Below are 24,782 nucleotides of genomic sequence, written 5' to 3'. Positions count from 1 at the left end.
CCAAGGCGGTGATCATGAAGTTGTTGCCCCGACACGCCGGGGCGCGGGGCAACAACTTCAATGATCGACGGGGTGGGGACGGGGGTCAGCAGCCGATGATCCAGTAGGAGGGGGCGGTCTGCTTGAGGGTGCTGGTGTTGAAGGTGTTGTAGAGCCCCATTCGTTGGTTGCTGCCCAGGGCGTAGGCGTAGCCGCCGGACTGGTAGGCGCGGCCGGCGGTCACGTGGGCGTAGTTGCTGGCGGTGACGCAGGTGGGGGCGGTGGTCGGGGTCGGGGAGGCCGTGGCGGTGGGGGTGGGGGTGACGCCGTCGCCGAGGCCGAAGAAGAGGGCGTCCCGGTAGGTCGAGCAGATGGTGTCCAGGAAGTACGAGGTCGCGGTGCCGCACTGGTCGGCGGCCGAGCCGGGGTCGACCGGCGTGCCGTGGCCCATGCCGGAGACCCGGTAGAGCCGGACGGCGTCGTTGCCGTACACCTCCAGGCTGGTGCCGCCGGTCAGTGACGCGGTGCTGGTCGGGGTCTGCGACACACCGAGCACGTTGGTCCACTGGTCGCGGGACTCGGTGGCGTTCATCGGCACCACCGTGGTGTCCGAGGTGCCGTGCCAGATGGCCACCCGGGGGCGGCGGCCGGTGTAGCCGGAGTAGGCGTTGCGGACCAGGTCGCCCCAGGCCGCCGGGCTCTTGTCCACCCCGGTGTACTGGCAGGTGTTGGTCGACGCCGGCGGCGAGCAGCGGTACGGCAGCCCGGCGATGACCGAGCCGGCGGCGAAGACGTCCGGGTAGGTGGCGAGCATGACCGAGGTCATCGCCCCGCCGGCGGACAGCCCGCTGACGAAGATCCGGTTGCCGTCGAGGCCGTAGTTGGTCTTGGCGTGGTCGACCATCTGCTTGATCGACAGCGCCTCGCCCTGGCCTCGGCTGATGTCCCCCTCGACGAACCAGTTGAAGCAGCTCAGCGACTGGTTGGCGCTGGACTGCTGAGGCACGATCAGGGCGAACTTCCACTGGTCGGCGTACTTCTGCCAGCCGGAGTTGGCGAAGTAGCCGGCGGCGTTCTGGGTGCAGCCGTGCAGCAGCACCACGGCCGGGGCGTTGGCCGGCAGCCCGTCCGGGCGGTAGGCGTACATGGCGAGGTTGCCCGGATTCGAGCCGAAGTTGGTGACCTGGGTCAGCGTGGCGGCCTGGGCGGGCACGGCGACCGCGACCAGGGCGGCCGCGGCGACGACGACGCCAGCCAGCGCCCCGGCGAGCCGGGCGAGTACGGATGGGGAACGGTGCACGGCGACCTCCTGTTGCGGTGTGTGAACTGGGTCACCCCCGAGTTGCCGAGACGTTACGTCCGTGTTTCAGAGCAGCGACATGGCCAGCGCTCACACATTCGTCATCGCCGATGTGGCGGTCGGGGGCCCGGCACCCCGGACCCCCGACCCCACCCTCAGCAGTTGCGCAGCTCCGGGCTCTGGTTGCGGATCTGCGCCAGCGGCGAGACGAACTGCCGGTGGGCGTCGCCGCCGACCAGCGCCGGCGGGAAGGCCGCCACCCGGTGGCAGTTCTGGAAGGCCAGCGTCACGTTGAAGTGCCGCTCCAGCCCGCCCCGGATGGCGTCGCTGGCCAGCGCGCGCAGCAACTGCCCGCGCTCGGCCTCCGACGGCGGCGGCACGGCGTGCTCGGCCATCCGGCCGCCGTCGGCCGCGCGCGCGGCGACGTCGGCGACCACCGACCAGGCGTACGGCAGGGACCGCCGGACACAGTCGACGAACTCCTCGTCGTCGACCCGGCCGGCCTCGGCCCGCTCCAGCAGGGCGGTGGGTACGTCGAGAGACATGGCGCTCCTCCGATCTGCGCACTGACGCGCGATCTGCGCGATGGCGCGACTTCTGCAATTGGAAGTCATTTCCAACAAGGAATCAAGGTTCCGCGCCCGACCGGCTTTCGTGTCTGAGCGGTGCCGCCAGATCCGGTTGGTAACGTCCGCTCCGTGCCGACCTCCCCGACCCTGGCCGCCGACCAGCCGCCCGCCGCCGCACCCGCCACCGGCCAGGGTCGCCGGGCCGATCTGAGCGTGGTGCTGGCCGCCGTGGTGCTGGCCGTCTGGGTGACCAGCGGCCTCTGGCGCGACCCGAGCAGCCGGGCGATCACGGTCAACTCCAGCGACCAGGCGCTCTTCGAGTGGCTGCTCGCCTTTGGTGGGCACGCGCTGACCCACGGGGAGAACCCGTTCTTCACCCACCTGGTCAACGTCCCGGACGGGGTGAACCTCGCGGTCAACACCTCGATCACCGTCTACGCGGCGGTCTTCGCCCCGCTGACGTACCTGATCGGGCCGCCGGCGACGTTCCTGGTGATCCTCACCCTCAACCTGGTCGCCACCGCGCTGGCCTGGTACTGGCTGCTCTCCCGGCACCTGGTCCGCAGCCGGCTGGCCGCCGGTGTCGGGGCGCTGTTCATCGCCTACTCCCCCGGCATGGTCTCGCACGCCAACGCGCACCTGAACTGGACCGCCGGCTGGCTGGTGCCGCTGCTGACCTGGGGGGTGTTCGCGCTGCGCCGGCCCGGGCGCTGGCTGCGCGGCGGGATCGTGCTCGGCGTGCTGGTCGCGGTCGCGTTCTCGATCGCCGCCGAGGGGCTCTTCTTCACCGCGCTGGCGCTCGCCGTCTTCCTCGCCGTCTGGGCGCTGCACCCGGCCCGGCGGGCCGAGGCGCGGGCGGCGCTGCCGCCCTTCCTGCGCGGGCTCGGCGTGACCGCGCTGGTGGCGGGGGCGCTGCTGGCGTACCCGCTCTGGCTGCACTTCGCCGGCCCGCAGCGCTTCCACGGCACCGGTTTCGACGCCGTGATCCACTCCGAGGACATCGCCGCGTTCGGGGCGTACCCGCAGCGGTCGCTGGCCGGCGCGGCGGGCCTGGGCACCAACCTGGCACCCAACCCGACCGAGGAGAACTCCTTCTTCGGACTGCCGCTGCTGCTGCTCGCCGTGGCCTGCTTCGGGGCGCTGTGGCGGCGGGCCGATGCGGGCCGCCGGGCCACGCTGGCCGCGCTGGGCGTCACCGCCGCGCTCTTCTCGGTGCTGTCCTGGGGGTCGCTGGCGAAGTGGGACGGGCGGCGCACCGACCAGCTGCTGCCGTTCGGCCTGCTGGACGGGCTGCCGGTGGTCAACGCCGCGCTGCCGTCCCGGCTGGCGCTGGTGGTCGCGCCGGTGATCGGCCTGCTGCTGGCGTACACCGTCGACCAGCTCCGGGGCGAACCGCCCCGGCGACGGCGCGTGGCGACGGCGTGGGCTGTCGGCTTCGCGGCCGCGCTGGTGCCGCTGCTGCCCACGCCGCTGGCGACCAGCGCCCGACCGCCGGTGCCGGAGTTCATCACGGCCGGGACCTGGCGGCAGCACGTCTCGCCCGGCGGGGTGCTCACCCCGCTGCCGCTGACCCTGGACGTGACGCCGGACGGGCAGCGCTGGCAGGCGTACGCGCTGGCGCACCGGCAGGGCGAGTTCCGCATCCCGGCCGGCTTCTTCCTCGGCCCCGGCGGCCCGGACGGCCGGGGCCGGATCGGCCCGCCGCCGCGCACCTTCGACACGCTGATGGACCAGGCCGGCCGCACCGGCCTGGTGCCGATCGTCACCGAGGGCAGCATCCAGCTCTGCCTGGCCGACCTGCGGTACTGGGGCGTCGAGGCGGTGGTGTTGCCGGACGAGGTGCACGGGGCCAAGTACGACCTCGACGAGGACGCCCTGCGCCGTACCGCGACGGCCCTGCTCGGCCCGCCGCGGCGGGTCGACGACGTCTGGCTCTGGGAGGTTCCCGCCGCCCGACGCGACGAGGCTCACCCCCGGTGAGCCCCGGGTGCGGGTCTAGGCTTGTGAGGTGACCGCGACGACTTCCGGCCTGACGGCCGTCCGCGCCGGCCTGCTCGACTACCAGGCCGCCTGGGACGAACAGCGCCGCCTCCACGAGTCGGTGGTGGCGGGCGAGCGCGACACCGTGCTGCTGCTGGAGCACCCGAGCGTCTACACCGCCGGCAAGCGCACCGAGCCGTGGGACCGCCCGATGGACGGCACCCCGGTCGTCGACGTGGACCGGGGCGGCAAGATCACTTGGCACGGGCCGGGCCAGCTCGTCGGCTACCCGATCCTGCGCCTGCCGGACCCGGTGGACGTGGTCGCCTACGTGCGCCGCACCGAGCAGCTGCTGATCGACGTCTGCGCCGAGTTCGGGCTGGCCGCCGGCCGGGTCGAGGGGCGCAGCGGCGTCTGGGTACCCGAGGACGACCGGGGTCCGGCCCGCAAGGTGGCCGCCATCGGCATCCGGGTCGCCCGTGGGGTGACCCTGCACGGCTTCTCGATCAACTGCGACTGCGACCTGACGTACTTCGACCGGATCGTGCCCTGCGGCATCCGCGACGCGGGCGTCACCTCGCTCACCGCCGAGCTGGGCCGACCGGTCAGCGTTGCCGACGTCCTCCCGGTGGTCGAGCGTCGGCTGCCCACCCTGCTCGGCTGAGCCCAGTGCACGTCGATCTCGTCACCGTCGTCGTCGCCGAGTACGACCCGGCGATCGCCTTCTTCACCGAGGTGCTCGGCTTCGACCTGATCGAGGACTCCCCCTCGCTGACCACCGACGGGCGCCCCAAGCGCTGGGTCGTCGTCCGCCCGCCCGGGGCGCAGACCGGCCTGCTGCTCGCCCGCGCCGACTCCGAGCGCCAGGAGCGCGCGGTCGGCGACCAGGTCGCCGGCCGGGTCGGCTTCTTCCTCCAGGTCGACGACTTCGACGCGGTGCACCGGCGGATGGTCGACGCGGGGGTCGAGTTCGTGCGACCGCCGCGCACCGAGCCGTACGGGCGGGTCGCCGTCTTCCTCGACATCGCCGGCAATCGCTGGGACCTGCTCGGCCCCGGCTAGTCCGGCATGAGTATCACGGGCAGGTCGCCGTCGCCGTAACGGTCCTCGCGGGTGAGGATCGCCGCGTCGTATTCGAAGCTGGCCATGATGGTGGAGGCCAGGTCGACGCGGCCAGTGAACGCGCGCCAGTAGCTCAGTTCGTGCCAGGTGTGCCCGTCGGTGGGCAGGACGGCGCAGGCGTCGAGGGTCAAGAGCCGGTGGAGGGTGACGCGGTCTTTCGGGTCGTCGACCAGCGCGAGGGTTTCGGCGGCGGTTACGGCGGTGACGCCGAAGCGGTTGCGGTCGGCGATGACCTCGTGCAGCGGTTCGGCGGCGTGCACCGATCCGGCGACGTAGGCCAGCAGCGCGGAGCGGTCCAGCAGCAGCCGGACCGGCCGGTCCTCGTCTTCGGTGCTCACGCGGCCGGCTCGTCGAGAGCGCCGGCGGCGCCAGCGGCCTCGTCGCGCATGTGCTGGCGCACGCGCTCGCGGACCTCCTGGCGACGCTCCGGCGGCCATTCGGCCTCGACGGCGGCGCGGCGGGCGCGAGCGGCGGCCACACCCCGCTCAGTGATCTCGATGCCGGCGTGGGCCAGCTCGGCGTCGAGGGCGTCCAAGCGCATCCGGTCACGGACGGCCTGGGTGATGTAGGCAGAGGCGTTGGGCTCCTGCTCCAGGCGTTCGGCGACGTCGGGCGGGACGGAGATCGACAGCTTCCTCACCGGTTTGGTCATACCGCAGAGCATACGCCAGTAGCACCGCCACCTGGCTGATCGCGACCGGCAATACCGGGCGTGATCAGGGAAGGCAACGAGCAAGGTCGCGAGGGTGGCTCGTATCCTCGGGGTTCCGCTCGCCAGCGCACACCTGGCACTAACCCACTGACGACCAGCGGCGGGCCGTCCCTTCACGGATGTCCCGCCGCTGCCGTTCATCGTCGTGGCCACCGGTGCGGCCACGTTGGCGTCACCGGTGGCCACGACCGCCTTGCCAAGCAGCAGCACGCCATGATCATGGTGCCCGCCGTACCGTTGCACGACCTCGGGCCGATGTACAGCGCGACGCGGAGACCCGGCGCGGCTCTTCGAAAGCCGATCAGGTCCACTTGGGTCGGCAACGATAGCTTTAGAAGGTGGGCCGCGGTCGGCTCCGGCACTCCGCTGCGGTGCGACAGCGCAAGGGACGAAGCCGACCCGGTGATCATCGGCGCTACACCCTCCGCTGCGGTCGCGGATCGGTGCCGAACATGCGGGCGGCGATCTCGCCAGCGGCGAAGCCGCCGATGCCAGCGCCCGCAACGGCCTCCGTGAGAATGGCACCCTGCAGATGGATCACCGCGCCGAACGCGGTGACGGCGAATGCCACGACGATCGTCGGCAGCGGACCGGCGTCGGCGACGATGCGCCGCGCGACCTGGCCGCCGATGAGGGCGAGACCCCCCGCACCGATCAGCGATTCCTGCAGGGTGTGACCGGTCAGCAGGAGCCCGGCAGCACCGCCGAGCACCAGAACGACAGCGGCAACCCCGGTCCAGGTGCCGCTGCTGCGCTGGACCGGCGTGTTCTGACTCGACCTCGAGTCGCAAGGCGCCAGGTCTTCTGTGCCGGCCGGTGGTTCGGTCATACTCGCCATGTGGGTTCCCCCTCGGGATTCCAGCAGGGGCGTCTACCTCGATCGTGAGCGCGAAGCGGTAGACGCCCCTGAGCCTTGCCGACGTGGTTGCGTCAGCGTAGAAATGGCACCACGTCCGAGTGGATCTCCAGAAGACGTGAAAGTTCGCGGATGCAAACTTCCCGACGCCCGGCCGGATGGATCGGAAGTTCCCCGCAGTTGGATGATCGAGAATTTCGCTTGGGTCTCCTCACTGACCTGTCAGAACACTCGTTGTCAGCGATCCCCCCTCGTTGTCAGCGATCCCATCACGTGATCATGAAGACCAAATTTCCCATGTCCGGGAAATTTGAAAAAGACTCACTTCCCTTCGCCGGGAAGTGGCTCCTGCCGTCTAGCCCACCAGCCCTCGCCGGTTTCAACTTCCACAGAGGACGGATGTTGTCCGTTATGTGCCAATCGGTGCGCCCAAACATTTCCTTGTAGCCGGAAGTTGACTGCCTCCACCCGGATCACCCCTGAAAAGATACGATCCGTGAGCACCCTGAGGCAGCCCGCGAATCCCTTGAGTAAGGCGCTCCGCGAGCTCATGGAGAGCCGGCATGGCAAGGAGTACGGCTCAATGCGGCGCCTAGCGGACAAGGTCCAGGAAGCTACCGAGAGCCCAGATCCGTACAAGACGATCGCTCGTCAGCTCGACGGCAGGCCCAGATGGCAGCTCGTTGAATGGGTTCTCGATCACTGCGCCCCGGATGACGCCGAAGAGAGCTGGCGCGAGCACCAGGTCGAACGCCTTGCCGGCATCTACTACTCGGTGCACCAGGAAAGACCGCCTCGCTATGCCGGCAGGCTGATCGTCAATGGGGCGACGGTGGAAGACGCGATCTCCTCACCGGAAGAGGCTCGTGACCCCACCACTCGTGTCCTGCTGCTGCAAGAAGAACTCGCACGGCTCCAGGACAGTTTCGAACGCGGTGAGGAGCTCTCCGCCCGGCTTCGTGATCAAGCTGCCAGCCTTCAGGGTCAACTCGACTCACTCCAGAAGGACTACAGCACCCTTGAGTCGGCTCACGACCTCATCCGTCAAACGAAGCAGGAACTCGACGGGTTGGTCGCCACGCTTCAGGAGCGTGTCCGTACCGCCGAAGAGACTGCTGAATCGCTTGAGCGACGCGTACGCAATGCACATGAAGAGGCGAACTTCAGCCAAGCGGCTCTTGAGCAGAAGAAGCGCGAGTATGAGGAGCTTGAGCAGCGCGAGTCCCGGACACGTGTGGATCTCGCCGAAGCGCGCGACATCGCCGACGAGCGCTACCACGAACTCGATCGCTACCGGCAGGAGTCCGACGAAGCTCAGCAACGACTGCGCAACCAGATCATCAGTCTGGAGCGGGACATTATCGAACTCCACGAACGGCTTCGGGGGCTTGACTCCCGAACGTCGAACCCACCACCGTCCTCGCCCCGACCTCCTGTAGCCGATACGCAGAAGCCTCGGCAGTCGGGTCACGGCGGCCAACGGGGACCTGAGTACGACTGGATGCGTGACGACGGCGACCAGAACCTCTTCCGCTGACAGGGGGACGGCTCCGGCACCTACGCCGCCGCTCTCGGTGAGTCCTCGCAGCGCCGGCCGACCTGAGTCGGCCCGCGCTGTCGATTCAGCGGGTGATGTTGGCGAAGTCGTCAGGGGCCGAAGTCGCAGCCACCGTACTGCGCGGCGGCGGCGTAGAGCGCCTTCATGATCACGTCGGTCGGGGCGAACAGGCCGTACCGGCGGATCAGCTCGCCGCCGGTCATCTCGCACGCTGGGCCGGCCTGCTCGTGGAGGTATCCGCCCATGATCTTGGTGTTCGCCTCGACCAGGTCGTACGGGCGAGGGCTGCCGGTGAGGTGTTGCGCGGCGGCGAAAATCGCGTCGGGGATGTGGTAGCCGACCCCGGCCGGGTGCTGGGTCAAACGGCGGGCGGCGGCGCGCAGGGTGACCGCGGGGCCCCCGTTTGCGGCGTGTCGGGGTGTCCCGCGCTCCGGACACCCCGGCACCCCGCAAACGGGGACGAGCTGGGCGGGGCGGCTGATCGTCATCGTGGTTCTCCTGCTGCGCGCCCACGGGTGGCCTAGCTAGGCGGGAGCCGTCGGACGGTCGTACCCCGGCCCTACGGTGGCGCGATGACCGACAACGACACCCCCTGGGAGCCGCCGCTCGCGGGCACCGAGGTCGCGCACCTGGTCGGCGCGCTGGACCGCCTGCGGACGACCTTCCGCTGGAAGGCCGACGGCCTCGACGCGGCCGGGCTGCGGGCCCGGGTCGGCGCCTCCGCGCTGACCCTCGGCGGCCTGCTCAAGCACCTCGCCGTCGTGAGGACGACATGTTCACCGTCCGGCTGAGCGGCGCGCCGCTGGGCCCGCCGTGGGACCTTGCCGCCTGGGACAGCGAGGCGTGGCCGTTCACCTCCGCCGCCGCCGACAGCCCGGACGAGCTCTACGCGCTCTGGGACGGCGCCGTGGCCCGGTCCCGCGCGAGGCTGGCGACGGCCCTCGCCGACGGCGGGCTCGACCAACTCGTCCACGCCTGCGCCCCCGACGGCACCCGGGCCAGCCTGCGCCGGCTCGTCTGCGACCTGATCGAGGAGTACGGCCGGCACACCGGCCACGCCGACCTGCTCCGCGAGGCGGTGGACGGGCTGACCGGTGAGGACCCGCCGCCCGGGTGGCGCCCGCGAGCGGGGCAGCCGATCCCGGGCAGCTGACGCGGACGAGGCGACCCCGGCCCGACCCCGGTCAGCCGATCGGCAGCCGGGTCAGCCAGTCCTGCCAGGCCTGCTCGGCGCGAGCCGGGTCCGAATCGGCGGCGAAGAGGTGGTGCCCGAGCACCAGGACGTTGCCCCGGTCCGGGCCGGAGTGCAGGAACCGGTAGAGCGCGTCCGAGGTCCGTACGCCGAAGTACGTCGGCAGGCCGACGAGGTCGACCACCCCGTCGACCGGCGGCAGCCCGGGCAGCTCGAGCCGGACCGGCTCGCCCCCGGTGACCGGGCCGGTGAGCCCGAACGCGCCGGCCACGGCCGCCCAGACCTGGTCCGGTTCGCCCGCCCCGGGCCGGAACGCCGCCACCGGGGTGCCGGCCCGGCCGGCGAAGTGCGCCAGGTACGCCGCGAGCGTCTCCAGGTACATGTCCCAACCGGTCCGCATGGCCTCGTACTCGGTCTCCCAGTTGTCCCCGAGGACGCCGCTGTGCACCAGCCGCAGCACAGTGCCGCCCTGCTCGCGGCCCTCGATCAGGTACTCGATGGCCATGAAGGTGCCGTCCGGCCCCGGGTCGCTCCGGTACGCGAACCGCTTACCGGGCTCCCAGGCCGTCACGGTCGACTCGGCGACCTCACCGGCCATGGTGAACCGGGTCCGGCCGCCCTCGCGGGGCTCGACCTCGCTGCGGCCCATGAACCACGAGTCGATGCCCGGGCCGGTCGCGATCGCCGCCCACACCTGCTCCGGCGTGCCGGGCAGCGCGATGTCCTTGCCGAGTTCGAACGGGTGTCCCATGGGGTGCCTCTCTCTGTGAAGTGTGCGAAGTGGTCGTCGAGCGGGGATCAGTGGGCGCGGACCGGGGTGATCGTCAGGACTCCTCGGCTGCGCCGGTCGGGAGGTCGACGCTGGGGTGCAGGGCGAGGACCACCCGGTGCCGTCGGCCCCCGGGAGCCTGTTCGTCGTGGTACCGGCCGACCAGGTCGGCGACGGCGGCCGCCAACTCCTCTGCGAACGCGGCCCGGTCGCTCGCCGAGGCGAACCGGACGTCGGCGTCCACGGCGAAGGTGGCGACGCGCTTCCCGGCCCGGTCCGCGCCGGTGATCAGCGCGCCGACGTCCTGGACGAGCCGGGCGGCGAGCGCCAGCAGCCACCGCGCGGAGAGCCGGTCGGGCGCCTGGGCCGGATCCGGGCGCACGGCGGCGAGGGCGGCCGGCGAGATGACGTACGACGCCGCGGTGGCGCGCATGACCCGCTCGGTCACGTTGCCCTTGCGGCGCTCCTCGACCAGCTCGATCAGGCCGTGCTGCTCCAACGCCCGGAGGTGGTAGTTGACCTTCTGGCGGGCCAGCCCGACCCGGGCCGCGAGCATCGTCGCCGAGGCCGGCTCGGCGAGCGCGGCAAGCAGCCGGGCGCGCACCGGGTCCAGCGACGCCTCGGCGGCCGCCGGGTCCTCGATCACTGCGATGTCGAACATGTCCCCAGCCTCCCACCGACAATTTTTCTTGTCAAGACAAGGCCACTTGTCGGTGGAAGCGACGCCCACGCGTTCGACGCCCTGAAAGGCCTCGCCGTCCTCATCGAGGTCGTCGAGGATCTCGGACCGATGGCCCGCCGCACCCTGCGCGCCAGACTCCGCCCCCACACCTGACCCGCCCCGGCCCGGTACGGACCGGGGCGGGGACCCGTCAGGGGGTGAGGCGGTGCAGGTCGCGGGGGAAGGCGGTGACCTCGCGGACGTTGGCGGCGCCGGTCAGCCGGGCGACGAAGCGTTCCAGGCCGATGGCGAAGCCGCCGTGCGGGGGCATTCCGTGCCGGAACGCGTCGACGTAGCCGGCGTACGGCTCGACCGGCTCGCCGCGTGCGGCCAGCGCGGCCAGGTAGTCGTCGTAGCGGTGCAGCCGCTGCCCGCCGGTCACCAGCTCCATCCCCCGGAAGAGCAGGTCGAAGCCGTTGGAGTACGCCGGCCGCTGCGGGTCCGGGTGGGTGTAGAAGGGCCGCTTCGCCATCGGGTACCCGGTGACGAAGAGGAAGTCCGAGCCGTGCTCGGCCCGCGCCCACTCCCCCAGCGCCCGCTCGTGGGCGGGGGCGAGGTCCGGCTCGTCGGCCGGCGCGCCGGCGATCCGCAACGCCTCGGTGAAGTGCACCGCCGGGATCTCGGCCGGCACCTCGGGCAGCCCGATGCCGAGGGTCGCCACCGCCGCGCCGGCCCGGTCCGCCACGCCGGCCAGCATCCCGGCGAGGGTGGCGCGCAGCACGGCCATCACGTCCCGGTGGTCGGCGACGAAGCCCAGCTCCACGTCGAGCGAGGTGTACTGGGCCAGGTGCCGGACGGTGTCGTGCGGCTCGGCCCGGAACACCGGACCGACCTCGCAGACCCGCTCGAAGACGCCCACCATCAGCTGCTTGTAGAACTGCGGCGACTGCGCCAGGTACGCGGGCCGGCCGAACCAGTCCAGCGCGAAGACGTTCGCCCCGCTCTCGGTGGACGAGCCGACCACCTTGGGGGTGTGGATCTCCACGAAGTCACGGGCGTCGAGGGTGGCCCGGAACCCGGCCACCGCCGCCGCCGAGATCCGCAGCGCCGCCGAGCGGGTCGGGTGCCGCAGCGCGGTGGGCGCGTGGTCGAGCTGGGTGGGCAGGGTCGCGGTCAGCGTCGGCCGGTACAGGTCGAACGGCGGCGGCACGGCGGCCGGGCCGAGTGGTCGTACCGTCGGGTCGGTCAGCTCGACCCCGGCGGGCGCCGTCGGGTTCGCGACCACGGTGGCGGTGACCTCGACGACCGTCTCCTCGGTGAGCTTCTCCAGCGCGGCGCGGACGGCCGGGTCGGTGACCACGACCTGGCTCAGGCCGGCGGCGTCCCGCACGATCAGGAAGGCCACCGACTTGAGCAGCCGGCGGCGGTGGGTCCAGCCGGCGATCCGGACGGTCCGCCCGACGTGGGCGGGAAGCTGGGTGGAGAGGATGCGTTGCACGGTGGTACCTCCTCGATCGATCGCAACGCGATCCCAGGGAGGTGTGGGCGAGCGGGAACCTCGCGGTGCCACCACACCTTCGCCCCCGCAGGCGGGGGCCTCGTTCGTCGCCTTTTCACCGGGGCCGGCCGGGCGGGCTCTACTGGGCGCGAACGCCGTTCTTCCCGCAGCTCAGGAGGGTCTTCGCGCCCCGGCGCCAGACCGCCTTCCAGCATCCGGCGGCTCTCTGCACTGGCGGGTCGGGGCCCTACTCGGCTCCGTCACAGCTCTGCGGCAGACGCTAGCACCACTCCCGGGAGGCGTGTGACGGGGTTTTTCGGCCCCCGGTGTCCGGTGTCACAACATCTGCGGCGTGACGCCGGTCGCCCGCGGTTCATCGACCGCCACCGCCGGGCGTAGTCTCGGTTTCGTGACGATCGAGCACTCCACGCCGACGACCGAGCAGGCCGGCCGTACCGCGACTGCCGCACCTGAGGGGCGGCGGCTGCTGCGGATCGAGGCCCGCAACGCCGAGACGCCGATCGAGCGCAAGCCGCCGTGGATCAAGGTCAAGGCCAAGATGGGCCCGGAGTACACCCAGCTGCGCGGCCTGGTCTCGCGCGAGGGGCTGCACACCGTCTGCCAGGAGGCCGGCTGCCCCAACATCTACGAGTGCTGGGAGGACCGCGAGGCCACCTTCCTCATCGGCGGTGACCAGTGCACCCGGCGCTGCGACTTCTGCCAGATCGACACCGGCAAGCCGGCCGAGTTCGACGCCGACGAGCCACGTCGGGTCGCCGAGTCGGTCGCCGCGATGGGGCTGCGCTACGCCACCATCACCGGCGTCGCCCGCGACGACCTGCCCGACGGCGGGGCCTGGCTCTACGCCGAGACGGTCCGCCAGATCCACGCCCTGCAGTCCGGCTGCGGCGTCGAGCTGCTGATCCCCGATTTCAACGCGGTCCCCGAGCAGCTCGCCGAGGTGTTCAGCTCCCGTCCCGAGGTGCTGGCGCACAACGTCGAGACGGTGCCGCGGATCTTCAAGCGGATCCGGCCGGCGTTCCGCTACGAGCGCTCGCTGGACGTGATCCGCCAGGCCCGCGCCGACGGCCTGGTCACCAAGAGCAACCTGATCCTGGGCATGGGCGAGGAGCGGGCCGAGGTCTCCCAGGCGCTGCGCGACCTGCATGAGGCGGGCTGCGAGCTGATCACCATCACCCAGTACCTGCGCCCCTCCCCCCGGCACCACCCGGTCACCCGCTGGGTCAAGCCGGAGGAGTTCGTCGAGCTGCGCGAGGAGGCCGAGGAGATCGGCTTCGCCGGCGTGATGAGCGGGCCGCTGGTGCGCTCGTCGTACCGGGCCGGGCGGCTCTACAAGCAGGCGCTGGAGGCCCGCGAGGGCGTCACCGCCGCCGGCTGAGGCCGGCCGACGGCCACGTCACCGGCCGCCGGCCCCGGCCCGGATGCCATGATCGCAGGCATGACCACCGGGGTACGCCAGGCGGCGCGCGACGCCACCCGCCCCCGCGCGCCCCGGTGGCCCGCGCCGGTGGTGCTCGCCCTGCTGGTCGGCCTGGCCGGGGTGGGATACCGCCTCGCGTTGCTGCTCGGGGACACCCCGCGCACCAACAGCGACGAGGCGACCATGGGGCTCGCCGCGCTGCACATCGCCCGGGGCGAGGACTTCCCGGTCTTCTTCTACGGGCAGGCGTACATGGGTGCGCTGGAGGCGTACCTGGCCGCGCCGCTGGTCGCGCTGGCCGGGCCCTCGGTGCTCGCGCTGCGGCTGCCGCTGCTCGCCCTGTACGCGCTTTTCCTGCTGCTGAGCTGGCGGCTGACCCGCCGCCTCGGCGGGGACCGCTGGTTCGCGCTGCTGGTGGTCGGGCTGCTGGCGCTGGGCGCGGACCGGATCGTCAAGAACCAGCTCATCGCCGGGGGCGGTTATCCCGAGCTGAACCCGATCGGGGCGGGCCTGGCCCTGCTGACCCTGGACCTGGTCACCGGCCGGCCGGCGGGACGCCGGTGGCGCCTCGCCGGGTTCGGCTTCCTCGCCGGGTTGACCGTCTGGGTCGATCCGCTGCTGCTGCCGTACGTGCTGGCGCTCGGGGCGGTGCTCGTCACGATCACCGGGCGGGACCTGCGCGGGCGCCGCGGCGTCCTGCTGGCCGGGGCCGCGCTGCTGGGGGCGGCGCCACTGCTCGGGTACGGCCTGACGCACGGCCACAACCCGCTCGCCGCAGTCGTCACGGCCGGCGGCGGGGACGCGGTGGCGAGCTGGGCGGACCGGCTGCACGGCGGGCTGGTGCTCGGGCCGGCGCTCGGCATGGGCCTCTGCTCCCCGGGGCACTGCGCGACCTGGCAGCTCTGGTGGGCGCTCGCCCTGCCGGTGCTGCTGGTGCTGGCCGCGGTGTCGGCCTGGCGGGCGTGGCGCGCCGACGGCGCTCGGGCGGTGCGGGCCGACGGCGCTCGGGCGGTGCGGGCTGACGGCGCTCGGACGGTGCGGGCTGACGGCGCTCGGACGGTGCGGGCCGGCGCGGCGGTACGGCTCGCGCTGCTGGCCGGGGCGCTGGGCACGCTGGCGGCGTACACGGTCAGCAGCGCCGCCGGGCGGACCCCGGTGGAGAGTTCCCGCTACCTGTCCTGCCTGGCCATTTCGCTCCCGGCGCTGCTCTGGCCGCTGTGGACCGTGGCGCGGCGACGCGGTCCGGTCGACCTCCCGCGGCTGGCGGCCGTCGGCGCGCTGGTCGCTCTGCTCGGCACCGCCACGATCGCCACCGCCGACGCGCTGGCCACCGTGCCCACGAACCGGGCGGAGGCGCAGCGGCACCGCGCGCTGGTGGAAACGCTGCGCGAGCGGGGCGTCCGGCACGTGTACGGGGAGTACTGGACCTGCAACCGGCTCACCTTCGCCACCGGCGAGGAGATCGTCTGCGCGGTGCTCGACGAGACGCTGCACCCCGGCCTCGACCGGCTGCCCGCCTACCCCCGCGCGGTCCGCGAGTCACCGGCCCCGGCCTACGTCGCCCCGGTCGGCTCCCCCCTCGCCCGGCGGCTGGACCGCACCCCACCCCCGGCCCGACACCCGCTCACGGTCGCCGGCTGGCGCATCTGGCTCCCCCACCCCTGACCCACCCCACTCCACCCCACCCCACCCCCCACCTTTGCCGCGCACTTTCAGGGAAAGCGTGGCCTCGTGGCCGGAAATAGCCACGCTTTCTCTGAAAGTGCGCCCCGGGCGGGGGGTGGTCGTCGGGCGAGGCGGGTGGGGTGGGGGGTGGGGTCAGCGTGGGGGGTTTAGGAGGTTGAGGCGGTGGGCTAGGGCGGCGGCCTCGACCCGGTTGGTGACGTCCAGCTTGGCGATGATCCGGGAGACGTGCACGCTCGCGGTCTTCGGCGAGATGAACAACTGCTCGGCGATCCGGCTGTTGCTGTGCCCCTCGGCGACCAGCCGCAGCACCTCCTGTTCCCGGGAGGTGAGCAGGTCCGCGCCGGGGCGACCCCGGCTCGCCCCGCGCAGGCCGACCCGGCGGGCCAGGGTGGCGGCCTGCTCGGCCAGCGGGGTCGCGCCCAACCGCTGGGCGATCCCGGCGGCCTCCGCCACCGCCTCGGCGACCTCGTCCCGCTCCCCCGCCGACGCGGCCGCCTCGGCCAGCGCCAGCAGGGACCGCCCCAGCGGGTACGGCTGGCCGTCGACCCGCCACGCCCGCACCGCCGTACGCCAGACGGGCAGCGCGCGACCGCCGACCGTCAGCAGCGCGGCGACCTGGGCCGCGTGGGCCTGCTCGGCGGGCTGCCGGACGGGCAGCTCGGCGGCGAGCGCGCTGACCGCCGCGGCCAGCTCCCGGTCCTCGACCCGGGCGGCGGTGCGGGCGGCGGCGCTGAGCACCGGCCACCCCTCGCGGGGCAGGTGCGGCAGGCGGTCGTCGGCGAGCGCGGCGCGGGCCGCCCGGACCGCCTCGACCTTGTCGTCGGCCGCCAGCGCCGCCTCGATCCGCAGTTCGTGCAGGGGCAGCCGGTGGTTCGGCCACAGGTACGGCCGGGCGAGGAAGCCCAACGCGCGGCCGACGAGCTCGTCGGCGGCGGGGTGGGCCCGGGCCAGCCGCAGCCCGGCGCGCAGCTGGAGCCAGTGCAGGCCGGAGACGCCGGGCGGGTCGATCCGGGCCGCGTCGGCGCAGGCCGCGTCGGCCTCGTCCCAGCGGCCCAGGGCGAGCAGCGCCTCGGCCTGGTTGGACAGCAGGTACGCCCCGGTGGAGCGGCTGATGCCGACCCGGCGCGCCTCGCTCACCCCGGCGGCGGCCGCCTCGGCGGACTCGGCGTACCGGCCCAGCTCGAAGAGCACGTCGGAGAGGTGGACCAGCGCGCTGACCAGCGCCGGCGCGTTGCCGGCGGCGCGGGCCAGCGCCTCGGCCCGGCGCAGCTCGGCCAGGCCGAGGTCCGGGGCCTGGTCGGTGCGGCAGAGCATGGCGATCCGGGTGGGCAACAGGGCGAGGTCCTCGCCGACCGCCTCGGCGACCGTGCGCGCCTCGGCGGCGACCGCCGCGGCCAGCTGCGGATCGATCTTCACCAGGTGCGCGGCGATGTCGGCGAGCAGGCGGACCCGCTCCGGTCCGTCCGGCACCCCACCCGCCAGCCGGTACGCCTCGCGCAGCTCGGCGCTGCCGTCGCTCTTGCCGAGCAGGGCGAGCAGCCGTCCCCGCCGGTCCAGCAGCCGGGCGGCGCGCAGCGGCGCGGCGTCGGCGTCCACCTCGGCCAGCGCGGCGCGGGTGAGGGTGAGCCCGCGGCTGTAGTCGCCGGCCGTGGTGGCGGCGTCCAGGGTCTCCTCCAGCACCGCCAGGTGGTCCATCCCGAGCCGGTCGGCGGCGTCGGGCACCAGTTCCCACAGCTCCAGCACCCGCTCCAGCAGCCGGCTCTGCTCCGCGTACGCGTACCGGTCGGCGGCGGCGCAGGCCGCCGCGCGGGCGGTGACCAGGGCGCGGGGGTGGTCGTGGGCGGCGTACCAGTGGTGGGCCAGCTCGGCCGGGGCGCGGCCGGCGGCGACCAGGTGCGGCTGCGCCTCGATGGCGGCGGCGTACCGGGCGTGCAGCCGGGCGTGCTCGCCGGGCAGCAGCTCGTCGTGGACGGCCTCGCGGACCAGGGCGTGCCGGAACTCGTAGTCGCCGTCGGGGTCGGCGACGACCAGTTGGGCGGCGACGGCGGCGCGCAGCGCGTCCTCCAGCTCGGGCTCGGGCAGGCCGGCGACCTCGGCGAGGAGCTGGTGCGCGAAGCGGGTGCCGCCGGCGGCGGCGATGCGCAGCACCCGCTGCGCGGCGTCGGGGAGCCGGTCGACCCGGGCCAGCAGCAGGTCGCGCAGGGTCTCCGGCAGGGTGGCGCAGCCGACCGGGTCGCCGGCCGCGGCCAGCTCCTCGATGAAGAACGGGTTGCCCTGGGTACGTTCGTGGACGTCGTCGACGGCCCGGGCCGCCGGTTCGGCGCCGAGGATGTCGGCGAGGATCGCGGCGGTGCCGTCCCGGTCGAGGCGGGCCAGCTCGATCCGCTCGACACCGCGGGCCCGGTCCAGCTCGGCCAGGAACGGCCGCAGCGGGTGGCCCCGGTGCAGCTCGTCGGTGCGGTACGTGCAGACCAGCAGCAGCCGGGCGGTGCGGGCGGCCCGGACCAGGAAGCCGATCAGGTCGCGGGTGGACCGGTCGGCCCAGTGCAGGTCCTCGATCACCAGCACCAGCGGCTGGTCGGCGGCGAGCCGGTGGAACAGCTCCCCGACCAGGTCGAACAGGTAGCCCCGGGGGGCGTCGGAGAGGGCCGGCCCGGCCGGCGCGGCGACGGCGGCGGGTCCCCGGCCCAGCTCGGGCAGCAGGCGGGCGAACTCCGGCTCGTACCCGTCGAAGACGCCGGGACCGTCGCGGCGCAGCACCTCGCGCAGCGCGGCGGCGAACGGCGCGAAGGGCAGGCCGGCCTCGCCCAACTCCAGGCACTGACCGACCAGCAGCCGGGCGCCGGCGGCGCCGGCCAGCGCGCCGAACTCCTCCAGCAGCCGGGTCTTGCCGACGCCGGCCTCGCCGCCGACCAGGACGGTGGTGGGTTCCCCGGCCCGGGCGCGGGCCAGGGCGGTGCGCAGCGACCCGACCTCGCCCTGACGGCCGACGAGGACGGTGCTGGCGGCGCGTACGGTCACGGCACCGAGCATGCCACGCCCGCCGCCGGCACCGGCCCCACCGACCGGGCGGTCCGGGACCGCCACCCCGGTGGGGCCGGTGGTCGCCGCCGCGGCGGCGGGGCCGGTGGTCGCCGCCGCAGCGGCGGTGGCCACGGTCGTCACCGGCGGGCGGCGTCGGTGCGGCCCGGGCGGCTGCGGCGGCTCAGCCAGCTACGGCCGTGCCGGCGCGGCAGGGACCGGGCCAGCCGGGCCGCCTCGGCGTCGGCCTGGAGCTCGGCGGCGTGGCTGCGGTGGAGGGAGAGGAGGAATTCTGCGTCGTTGCCGAACATGTCGGGCTCCTTCGGTGTCGTCGTTCGCTGATGTCGACTTTCCGCGCGAAGGTGCCCCCGGGGCATGGGTGTGCCGCCTGATCTTCGGCCGGGCGCCCTCCTTACCGGGGCCGGAAACGCCCGCTGAGGCGGCGTAAGGTACTCAGCCGGCCGCGGATCATCTGCACCGGCGGGGACCACTAGACTCTGGGGCATGGCAAAGCCCCAGGAGAAGGTCTCGATCGGCCAGCGGCTGAAGCAGATCGGGATGGTGTTCCAGTTCACCGCCAAGCAGGACAGGTGGTTCGCGCCGCTGACCGCTGCGGCGGTGCTGATCCCGCTCGCGCTCACCGTGGTCGCGGTGATCCTCTGGGGCTGGCTCTGGCTGCCGGTGGGCATCCTGATCACCCTGCTCGCCGTGCTGATCGTGCTCAACCTGCGGTCCAACAAGGCGATGATGAACGCGGCCGAGGGGCAGCCCGGCGCGGCGGCGCAGATCATGGAGAGCATGCGCGGCGACTGGCGGGTCACCCCGGCGGTCAGCTCCACGACCCAGATGGACATGGTCCACCTGGTGATCGGCCGCCCCGGCGTGATCCTGCTGGCCGAGGGGAACCCGCAGCGGGTGCGCGGCCTGCTCGGCCAGGAGAAGCGCCGGCTGGCCAAGGTGATCGGCTCGGCGCCGCTCTACGACTACGTGATCGGCCAGGGCGAGGGTGAGCTGCCGATCCGCAAGCTGCGGATGACCCTGATGCGGCTGCCGCGCAACCTGCAGGGCAAGGACGTCAACGCCCTGGACAAGCGGCTCAAGGCGCTCACCGCCCGCCCGCAGATGCCCAAGGGCGCGATCCCGAAGAACATGCGGCCGCCGCGCGCGTTCCGCCAGACGCGGGGCCGCTGACCCCCGACGTACGCGAAGAGCCGGGCCCCCGAGGGGCCCGGCTCTTTTCGGTGACACTCCCCGCCCCTGACGGGCTGGGGCGGGTCAGGGGCGGGTGGGGCGGGGCGCGTCGGCGATCACCGAGCCGGTGAGCCGGTCGTGCAGCCCGCGCCGGTGCTCGTCCATGATCAGCGCGGGTACCAACAGGGCGAGCAGCAGGCCCCGCAGCAGCGCCCGGAGCAGCCCGATCCGGCCACCGTCGGCCCAGCCGACGCAGCGCACCCTGGTGATGTACATGCCGGGGGTCTGCGCGAAGAGGCCGAGGAAGAAGCCGTACTCCAGGATCAGTACCAGCGGCGCGGCCCAGCCGTCGCTGACCGGGTCGGCGAAGCCGCGGGCGACCAGCAGGCAGAGCACCCAGTCGATCACCAGGGCACCGAACCGGCGGCCGAGGCTCGGCGGGGTGAAGGACGGATCGGCGGCGGGCGGCACCGGTGCCGCGGCGTGCGGGTTGGTCACGACGGTCAAGGGTAGTCAGCGCCCCGCCGGCGGTGGCCGGGGTGGGCAGCGGACGCCGGATCGGCACGTATCGCGGAATCGGGCCAACCGTATCAATTGGCTATACACCCTCCCAGCGGGTATCGTCCGAACGGTGACCCGCCGAGGGCTGAGCGGCGCCGATGACGCTCCGCGAGCGACGTAACACGGCGGAAACAGAGGAGACACGGCCGGGCAACCGCACGGCCATAGCGTCGTCAGTGCCCAGCCACCGGAGTGGACGTGCCAGGAGGACGTGTGTTTGCCAATCCCGAGGAACTCCTGCGATACCTCAAGAACGAGGACGTGAAGTTCGTCGACGTACGTTTCTGTGACCTGCCCGGCGTGATGCAGCACTTCAATCTGCCGGTCGAGTCCTTCGACGACAGCGTCTTCACCGACGGCCTCGCGTTCGACGGCTCGTCGATCCGCGGCTTCCAGGCGATCCACGAGTCGGACATGCTCCTGCTCCCGGACGTCGCGAGCGCGTTCATCGACCCGTTCCGCGCGCAGAAGACCCTCGCGCTGAACTTCTTCATCCACGACCCGTTCACCCGCGAGGCCTACTCCCGGGACCCGCGGAACGTGGCCAAGAAGGCCGAGGCGTACCTGGCGGCCAGCGGCATCGCCGACACCGCGTACTTCGGCGCCGAGGCCGAGTTCTACATCTTCGACTCGATCCGCCACGAGACCTCCGCCCACCAGTCGTTCTACTACATCGACTCGATCGAGGGCGCGTGGAACTCCGGCCGTGAGGAAGACGGCGGCAACCGCGGCTACAAGACCGCCTACAAGGGCGGCTACTTCCCCGTGCCGCCGGTGGACCACTACGCCGACCTGCGCGACAGCATGGTCCGCCGGCTGATCGACGCCGGCTTCACCGTCGAGCGCTCGCACCACGAGGTCGGCACCGCCGGCCAGTCGGAGATCAACTACAGGTTCTCCACCCTGCTGCACTCGGCCGACCAGCTCCAGCTCTTCAAGTACCTGATCAAGAACGAGGCCTGGGCCGCCGGCAAGACCGCCACCTTCATGCCCAAGCCGCTCTTCGGCGACAACGGCTCCGGCATGCACACCCACCAGAGCCTCTGGCTCAACGGCGAGCCGCTGTTCTACGACGAGACCGGCTACGCCGGCCTGTCGGACACGGCCCGCTGGTACATCGGTGGTCTGCTGCACCACGCGCCGTCGCTGCTGGCCTTCACCAACCCGACGGTCAACTCGTACCGCCGGCTGGTGCCGGGCTTCGAGGCGCCGGTCAACCTGGTCTACTCCCAGCGCAACCGCTCCGCCTGCACCCGCATCCCGGTCACCGGCAGCAACCCGAAGGCCAAGCGGGTCGAGTTCCGGGTGCCGGACCCGTCCAGCAACCCGTACCTCGCCTTCTCGGCGATGATGATGGCCGGCCTGGACGGCATCAAGAACAAGATCGAGCCGCCGGCGCCGATCGACAAGGACCTCTACGACCTGCCGCCGGAGGAGTGGGGCGACGTCAAGCAGGTGCCCGGCTCGCTGCCGGCCGTGCTCGACGCCCTCGAGGCCGACCACGACTACCTGCTCGACGGCGGCGTCTTCACCCCCGACCTGATCTCCACCTGGGTCGGCTGGAAGCGCGCCAACGAGGTCGACCCGGTCCGTCTGCGCCCGACCCCGCACGAGTTCGCCATGTACTTCGACTGCTGAGCAGTCGTCCGACACCGGAACGGGCCGGCTCCGCGATTCGCGGAGCCGGCCCGTTCCGTCGTCCGGCCCCTTGATCGACCCCGTTTGCGGCGTGTCGGGGTGCCCGCGCCGTCCGACACCCCGACACGCCGCAAACGGGTGCAGGGTCAGGGTCGGGTGGCGGGCGGGGCGGGGCGGCCTCGGCGCCACCGGTGCCACGCCCATGCCGCGAGTGCCACCACCAGCACGGTCATGGCGATCGCGCCGGGTGCCTTGGTGTACCGGGCCAGGGACGTCCCGTCCGGCAGGGCCAGGAAGGTGGCCACCGCGGCGGGCAGCACGAACCACCCGGTCCGGGTCGCCGACACGGCGAGCAGCAGCAGCGGCCAGGTCGCGTACCAGGGGTGGAAGACCGGGGCGAGCACCACCGTGGCGGCCAGCGCGACGCCGGCGGCGTGCAGGGTCACCCGGGGGCGGGCCACCGCCAGCCGGCGCACCCGCTGCCGGACGTCGTTGAGGGCGCGCAGCGCCGACCAGGCCCGCCACCAGAGCACCACCAGCAGCACCGCGAGCAGCACCAGCGCCACCGCCCGGATGACCGGCACCGCGCCCGGCTCCCGCCCGGCCATCTCGCCGAGGTAGTCCACGACGACGCCCACGGCGGTGGGCGGGGAGGTCCACTGCTCGGCGTCGCCGCTGCGGGCCAGCCCGGCGAGCCAGCCCAGGCCGAGCCCGGACAGCGCCGAGGTGGCGGCCAGCGCGGCCAGCACGCCGCCGGCCAGCCAGCCCCCGTCCCGCAGCAGGGCGCGCGGGGTGTACCGGCCGAGCACCGCCGCGAGGGCCGCGAACGGCAGCACCACCACGGCGGTGGCCTTCACGGTCACCGCCAGGCCCAGCAGCACCCCGGCGGCCAGCAGCGCCGTCGGCCGGCCGGGCAGCCGGACCAGCACCAGCAGGCCGAGCAGGAGCAGCCCGAGCATCACCGCGTCGTTGTGCGCCCCGGCCACCAGGTGCACCCCGACCAGCGGGCAGGCCAGCGCCAGCCAGGCCGCCCGGGCGGTGGGCACCCCGGCGGCCCGGGCCAACCCGGGCAGGCAGAGCGCGGCCAGCAGCACCCCGGCCAGCGCGACGAGCCGCAGCAGCACGACGGTGCCGACCAGGCCGCCGCCGAGGGTCGCGGCCAGCGCGGCGAGCAGCACGAAGAACGGGCCGTACGGCGCGGGGGTGTCCCGCCAGATCGGCGCGACCGACTCCACCCAGGGGCAGCCGGCCGCCGCCACCCCCACGTCGTACGGGTCGTGGCCGGCGGCGTACGCCCAGCCCTGGCAGGCGTACGAGTAGACGTCCCGGCTGCCCAGCGGCGGCGCGGCCAGCAGCGGGAGCAGCCACAGCCCGGCGGTCAGGTACGCCCACCGGGTAGACGGGGCGCCCCGGCGCAGCGACCACCAGGCCCCGACCAGCAGCGCCGTGCCGAGCAGCCAGCAGCCCAGCGCCCAAGGGGCGTTTCCGGCGTGCCAGGGGCCGGCGGGCGGGATGTCCGGCAGCGCCCCGCCCAGCCACCCGGCGACGGTGAGCAGCACCGCGCCAAGCAGGCCGGCGTACCGGGCGAGCCGGGCCCGGCCGGTGGTCGGCGGGCCGGGCTCGGTCACCGGCAACCTCTCCTCAGGCGGCGGGGGCCGGCCGGCGGGCCGCCCGAGCCGACCGTACCAACCGGACGGCCACCACGATCACCAACAGCGTCATCAGCGGCGCACCGGGCATCTTGGTGAACCGGGCCAGGCCGGTGCCGTCGGCCAGCACCAGGAACGACGACACCAGCGCGACCAGCGAGAACCATCCGGTACGCCGCGCGGTGGCGGCCAGCACGGTCAGCGGCCAGATCCAGTACCAGGGGTGGAAGAGCGGGGACAGGGCCACCGTGGCGGCCAGGGCCAGCCCGGCGTGCCAGAGCGGATCCCGGGTACGGGCCCGCCACCACAGCCACACCAGCAGCACGGCGAGCACCAGCACGCCGATCGCCCTGGTCACCGGCAGCGCGTCGACGTGCGCGCCGAAGAGCGCCGCGACGTACCCGACGGTCTGCCCGACCGCGGTGGACGGCGAGGTCCAGGCGATCACCAGGCTCCCCTGCTCCAGCCCGCTGATCCAGCCGAAGCCCAGGCCCGCCGCGAAGCTCGCCCCGAGCGCCGCCGCGAGCGCGCCGCCGACCACCGGGCCGCCGTCCCGGATCAGCGTCCGGATCCGGTACGGCCCGGCCATCGCGGCCAGCGCGGCGAACGGCACCACCACCAACGCGGTGATCTTCACGGCGGCGGCGAGCCCGAGCAGCACTCCCCCGGCCAGCAGCGCCCAGCGGCGACCGGGCCGGGACGCCACCACCGCCAACCCGGCGACCATCAGGCCGACCATCAGCGCGTCGTTGTGCGCGCCGGAGATCAGGTGCACGCCGACCAGGGGGGACGCCAGGGCCAGCCAGAGCGCCCGCGGCACCGGCACCCCGCAGCGGCGGGCCAGCACCGGCAGGCACCAGGCGGTCAGCGCCACCCCGGCCAGCGCCAGCAGCCGGAACAGCGCGGCGGCGGCGGTGAGCGAGCCGGTGGCCTTGACGATCGCGCCGGAGATCATGACGAACAGCGGCCCGTACGGCGCGGGGGTGTCCCGCCAGATGTACGAGATGGTGTCCAACCACGGGCAGGGCAGCGCGGAGACGCCCTGCTCGTACGGGCTGATCCCGGCCGCGTAGCTCGCGCCCTGGCAGGCGTACGCGTAGACGTCCCGGCTGCCCAGTGGCGGCGCGACCAGCAGCGGGACCAGCCAGAGCCCGGCGGTGACCAGCGCCCAGCGGGCGGACGGCACCCGGTCGCGCAGCGACCACCAGGCCCACGCCATCAGCGCGGTGCCGGCCAGCCAGAGGCCGATGACCAGCGGCCCGTGCCGGCCCTGCCAGATGCTGACCGGGGTGGGGCGCAGCGGGGAGTCCGGCAGCGCGCCACCGAGGTACGCGGCGACGGCGAGCAGCGTCGAGCCGGCCAGGCCGATCCAGCGCGAGAGGTGGTGAGGCACGTCCGA

General features: G+C 73.4%; 24 protein-coding genes. 10 read left to right on the top strand and 14 right to left on the bottom strand.

From position 1 onward, the window contains the following. Positions 1 to 85 precede the first annotated feature (85 nt). Positions 86 to 1,279, bottom strand: coding sequence for an extracellular catalytic domain type 1 short-chain-length polyhydroxyalkanoate depolymerase (locus GA0074696_RS11015; RefSeq protein ID WP_088961010.1), 1,194 nt, complete (start codon positions 1,277 to 1,279; stop codon positions 86 to 88). A gap of 155 nt (positions 1,280 to 1,434) precedes the next feature. Further along, positions 1,435 to 1,824: an SCO5389 family protein gene (locus tag GA0074696_RS11010; RefSeq protein ID WP_088961009.1), complete on the bottom strand. Its 390-nt coding sequence runs from the start codon at positions 1,822 to 1,824 to the stop codon at positions 1,435 to 1,437. Positions 1,825 to 1,977: 153 nt separating this feature from the next. Between GA0074696_RS11010 and GA0074696_RS11005 the strand changes: the two genes are divergently transcribed. From GA0074696_RS11005 to GA0074696_RS10995, 3 genes are read left to right on the top strand one after another with little or no spacing between them, the layout of a single operon-like run. Continuing rightward, the gene (locus GA0074696_RS11005; protein ID WP_172894257.1) at positions 1,978 to 3,828 is read left to right on the top strand and encodes a glycosyltransferase family protein; all 1,851 of its coding nucleotides are present in this window, start codon (positions 1,978 to 1,980) and stop codon (positions 3,826 to 3,828) included. A gap of 28 nt (positions 3,829 to 3,856) precedes the next feature. Continuing rightward, positions 3,857 to 4,492 (top strand): lipoyl(octanoyl) transferase LipB, encoded by a 636-nt coding sequence (gene lipB, locus GA0074696_RS11000; RefSeq protein ID WP_088961007.1) that lies wholly within the window; start codon positions 3,857 to 3,859, stop codon positions 4,490 to 4,492. A 5-nt stretch (positions 4,493 to 4,497) separates the two neighbouring features. Beyond that, positions 4,498 to 4,890 carry a VOC family protein gene (locus GA0074696_RS10995; protein ID WP_088961006.1) on the top strand — a complete coding sequence of 131 codons (393 nt, stop codon included), beginning with the start codon at positions 4,498 to 4,500 and terminating at the stop codon, positions 4,888 to 4,890. Here the strand turns inward: GA0074696_RS10995 and GA0074696_RS10990 are convergent. The 3 genes from GA0074696_RS10990 to GA0074696_RS10980 form a co-directional block, all read right to left on the bottom strand. After that, on the bottom strand, positions 4,887 to 5,288 hold the full coding sequence (locus tag GA0074696_RS10990) for a hypothetical protein (RefSeq protein WP_088961005.1): 402 nt from the start codon (positions 5,286 to 5,288) through the stop codon (positions 4,887 to 4,889). The two genes, GA0074696_RS10995 and GA0074696_RS10990, sit on opposite strands and share 4 nt — an antisense overlap. Then, positions 5,285 to 5,602, bottom strand: a complete 318-nt coding sequence (locus GA0074696_RS10985; protein ID WP_088961004.1) for a hypothetical protein — start codon at positions 5,600 to 5,602, stop codon at positions 5,285 to 5,287. Before GA0074696_RS10985 ends, GA0074696_RS10990 begins: the two co-directional genes overlap by 4 nt. A gap of 475 nt (positions 5,603 to 6,077) precedes the next feature. Continuing rightward, positions 6,078 to 6,491 (bottom strand): hypothetical protein, encoded by a 414-nt coding sequence (locus GA0074696_RS10980; protein WP_157745871.1) that lies wholly within the window; start codon positions 6,489 to 6,491, stop codon positions 6,078 to 6,080. Positions 6,492 to 7,014: 523 nt separating this feature from the next. Between GA0074696_RS10980 and GA0074696_RS30720 the strand changes: the two genes are divergently transcribed. Next, a complete protein-coding gene (locus tag GA0074696_RS30720; RefSeq protein ID WP_157745870.1) occupies positions 7,015 to 8,055 on the top strand; it encodes a hypothetical protein in 1,041 nt (346 codons plus the stop codon). Positions 8,056 to 8,165: 110 nt separating this feature from the next. Here the strand turns inward: GA0074696_RS30720 and GA0074696_RS10970 are convergent, their stop codons facing one another. Next, on the bottom strand, positions 8,166 to 8,564 hold the full coding sequence (locus tag GA0074696_RS10970) for a hypothetical protein (protein WP_157745869.1): 399 nt from the start codon (positions 8,562 to 8,564) through the stop codon (positions 8,166 to 8,168). 84 nt (positions 8,565 to 8,648) lie between these two features. Here GA0074696_RS10970 and GA0074696_RS32550 point away from each other — a divergent pair, with 84 nt between their 5' ends. Both GA0074696_RS32550 and GA0074696_RS10965 read left to right on the top strand, forming a co-directional pair. Then, positions 8,649 to 8,867 carry a mycothiol transferase gene (locus GA0074696_RS32550; protein WP_197700828.1) on the top strand — a complete coding sequence of 73 codons (219 nt, stop codon included), beginning with the start codon at positions 8,649 to 8,651 and terminating at the stop codon, positions 8,865 to 8,867. After that, entirely contained in the window at positions 8,849 to 9,229 is a 381-nt protein-coding gene (locus tag GA0074696_RS10965; protein ID WP_197700827.1) for a mycothiol transferase, read from the top strand. Before GA0074696_RS32550 ends, GA0074696_RS10965 begins: the two co-directional genes overlap by 19 nt. A gap of 31 nt (positions 9,230 to 9,260) precedes the next feature. Here the strand turns inward: GA0074696_RS10965 and GA0074696_RS10960 are convergent, their stop codons facing one another. The 3 genes from GA0074696_RS10960 to aspS form a co-directional block, all read right to left on the bottom strand. Next, a complete protein-coding gene (locus GA0074696_RS10960; RefSeq protein ID WP_088961000.1) occupies positions 9,261 to 10,019 on the bottom strand; it encodes an SRPBCC family protein in 759 nt (252 codons plus the stop codon). 73 nt (positions 10,020 to 10,092) lie between these two features. Then, positions 10,093 to 10,698 (bottom strand): ArsR/SmtB family transcription factor, encoded by a 606-nt coding sequence (locus GA0074696_RS10955; protein WP_172894255.1) that lies wholly within the window; start codon positions 10,696 to 10,698, stop codon positions 10,093 to 10,095. Between the two features lie 211 nt (positions 10,699 to 10,909). Next, positions 10,910 to 12,196 carry an aspartate--tRNA(Asn) ligase gene (gene aspS, locus GA0074696_RS10950; RefSeq protein WP_088960999.1) on the bottom strand — a complete coding sequence of 429 codons (1,287 nt, stop codon included), beginning with the start codon at positions 12,194 to 12,196 and terminating at the stop codon, positions 10,910 to 10,912. Between the two features lie 409 nt (positions 12,197 to 12,605). Here aspS and lipA point away from each other — a divergent pair, with 409 nt between their 5' ends. Beyond that, a complete protein-coding gene (lipA, locus tag GA0074696_RS10945) occupies positions 12,606 to 13,595 on the top strand; it encodes a lipoyl synthase (protein WP_088960998.1) in 990 nt (329 codons plus the stop codon). A gap of 60 nt (positions 13,596 to 13,655) precedes the next feature. Next, positions 13,656 to 15,302: a hypothetical protein gene (locus GA0074696_RS10940; protein ID WP_088960997.1), complete on the top strand. Its 1,647-nt coding sequence runs from the start codon at positions 13,656 to 13,658 to the stop codon at positions 15,300 to 15,302. 153 nt (positions 15,303 to 15,455) lie between these two features. On the opposite strand, the gene GA0074696_RS32245 is transcribed toward GA0074696_RS10940, so the two are convergent. Both GA0074696_RS32245 and GA0074696_RS31160 read right to left on the bottom strand, forming a co-directional pair. Continuing rightward, on the bottom strand, positions 15,456 to 18,479 hold the full coding sequence (locus tag GA0074696_RS32245; protein WP_269458718.1) for a helix-turn-helix transcriptional regulator: 3,024 nt from the start codon (positions 18,477 to 18,479) through the stop codon (positions 15,456 to 15,458). Positions 18,480 to 18,484: 5 nt separating this feature from the next. Continuing rightward, positions 18,485 to 18,655, bottom strand: a complete 171-nt coding sequence (locus GA0074696_RS31160) for a hypothetical protein (RefSeq protein WP_172894252.1) — start codon at positions 18,653 to 18,655, stop codon at positions 18,485 to 18,487. A gap of 193 nt (positions 18,656 to 18,848) precedes the next feature. Here GA0074696_RS31160 and GA0074696_RS10930 point away from each other — a divergent pair, with 193 nt between their 5' ends. Continuing rightward, positions 18,849 to 19,535 carry a DUF4191 domain-containing protein gene (locus GA0074696_RS10930; RefSeq protein ID WP_088960996.1) on the top strand — a complete coding sequence of 229 codons (687 nt, stop codon included), beginning with the start codon at positions 18,849 to 18,851 and terminating at the stop codon, positions 19,533 to 19,535. A gap of 84 nt (positions 19,536 to 19,619) precedes the next feature. Here GA0074696_RS10930 and GA0074696_RS10925 read toward each other — a convergent pair whose 3' ends face one another. Then, positions 19,620 to 20,033 (bottom strand): RDD family protein, encoded by a 414-nt coding sequence (locus tag GA0074696_RS10925; RefSeq protein ID WP_088964488.1) that lies wholly within the window; start codon positions 20,031 to 20,033, stop codon positions 19,620 to 19,622. A gap of 276 nt (positions 20,034 to 20,309) precedes the next feature. Here GA0074696_RS10925 and glnA point away from each other — a divergent pair, with 276 nt between their 5' ends. Further along, positions 20,310 to 21,734: a type I glutamate--ammonia ligase gene (glnA, locus tag GA0074696_RS10920; protein WP_088960995.1), complete on the top strand. Its 1,425-nt coding sequence runs from the start codon at positions 20,310 to 20,312 to the stop codon at positions 21,732 to 21,734. A 146-nt stretch (positions 21,735 to 21,880) separates the two neighbouring features. Here the strand turns inward: glnA and mptB (GA0074696_RS10915) are convergent, their stop codons facing one another. Further along, positions 21,881 to 23,362 (bottom strand): polyprenol phosphomannose-dependent alpha 1,6 mannosyltransferase MptB, encoded by a 1,482-nt coding sequence (gene mptB, locus GA0074696_RS10915; protein ID WP_088960994.1) that lies wholly within the window; start codon positions 23,360 to 23,362, stop codon positions 21,881 to 21,883. A 13-nt stretch (positions 23,363 to 23,375) separates the two neighbouring features. Then, entirely contained in the window at positions 23,376 to 24,776 is a 1,401-nt protein-coding gene (mptB, locus tag GA0074696_RS10910) for a polyprenol phosphomannose-dependent alpha 1,6 mannosyltransferase MptB (RefSeq protein ID WP_172894610.1), read from the bottom strand. Between the last annotated feature and the right edge of the window lie 6 nt (positions 24,777 to 24,782).

Source organism: Micromonospora purpureochromogenes (assembly GCF_900091515.1).
In the GTDB taxonomy this organism is placed as follows: Bacteria; Actinomycetota; Actinomycetes; order Mycobacteriales; family Micromonosporaceae; genus Micromonospora; species Micromonospora purpureochromogenes.
The sequence above is the reverse complement of the archived record's forward strand: the minus strand, read 5'-3'. Positions and strand labels throughout refer to the sequence as shown.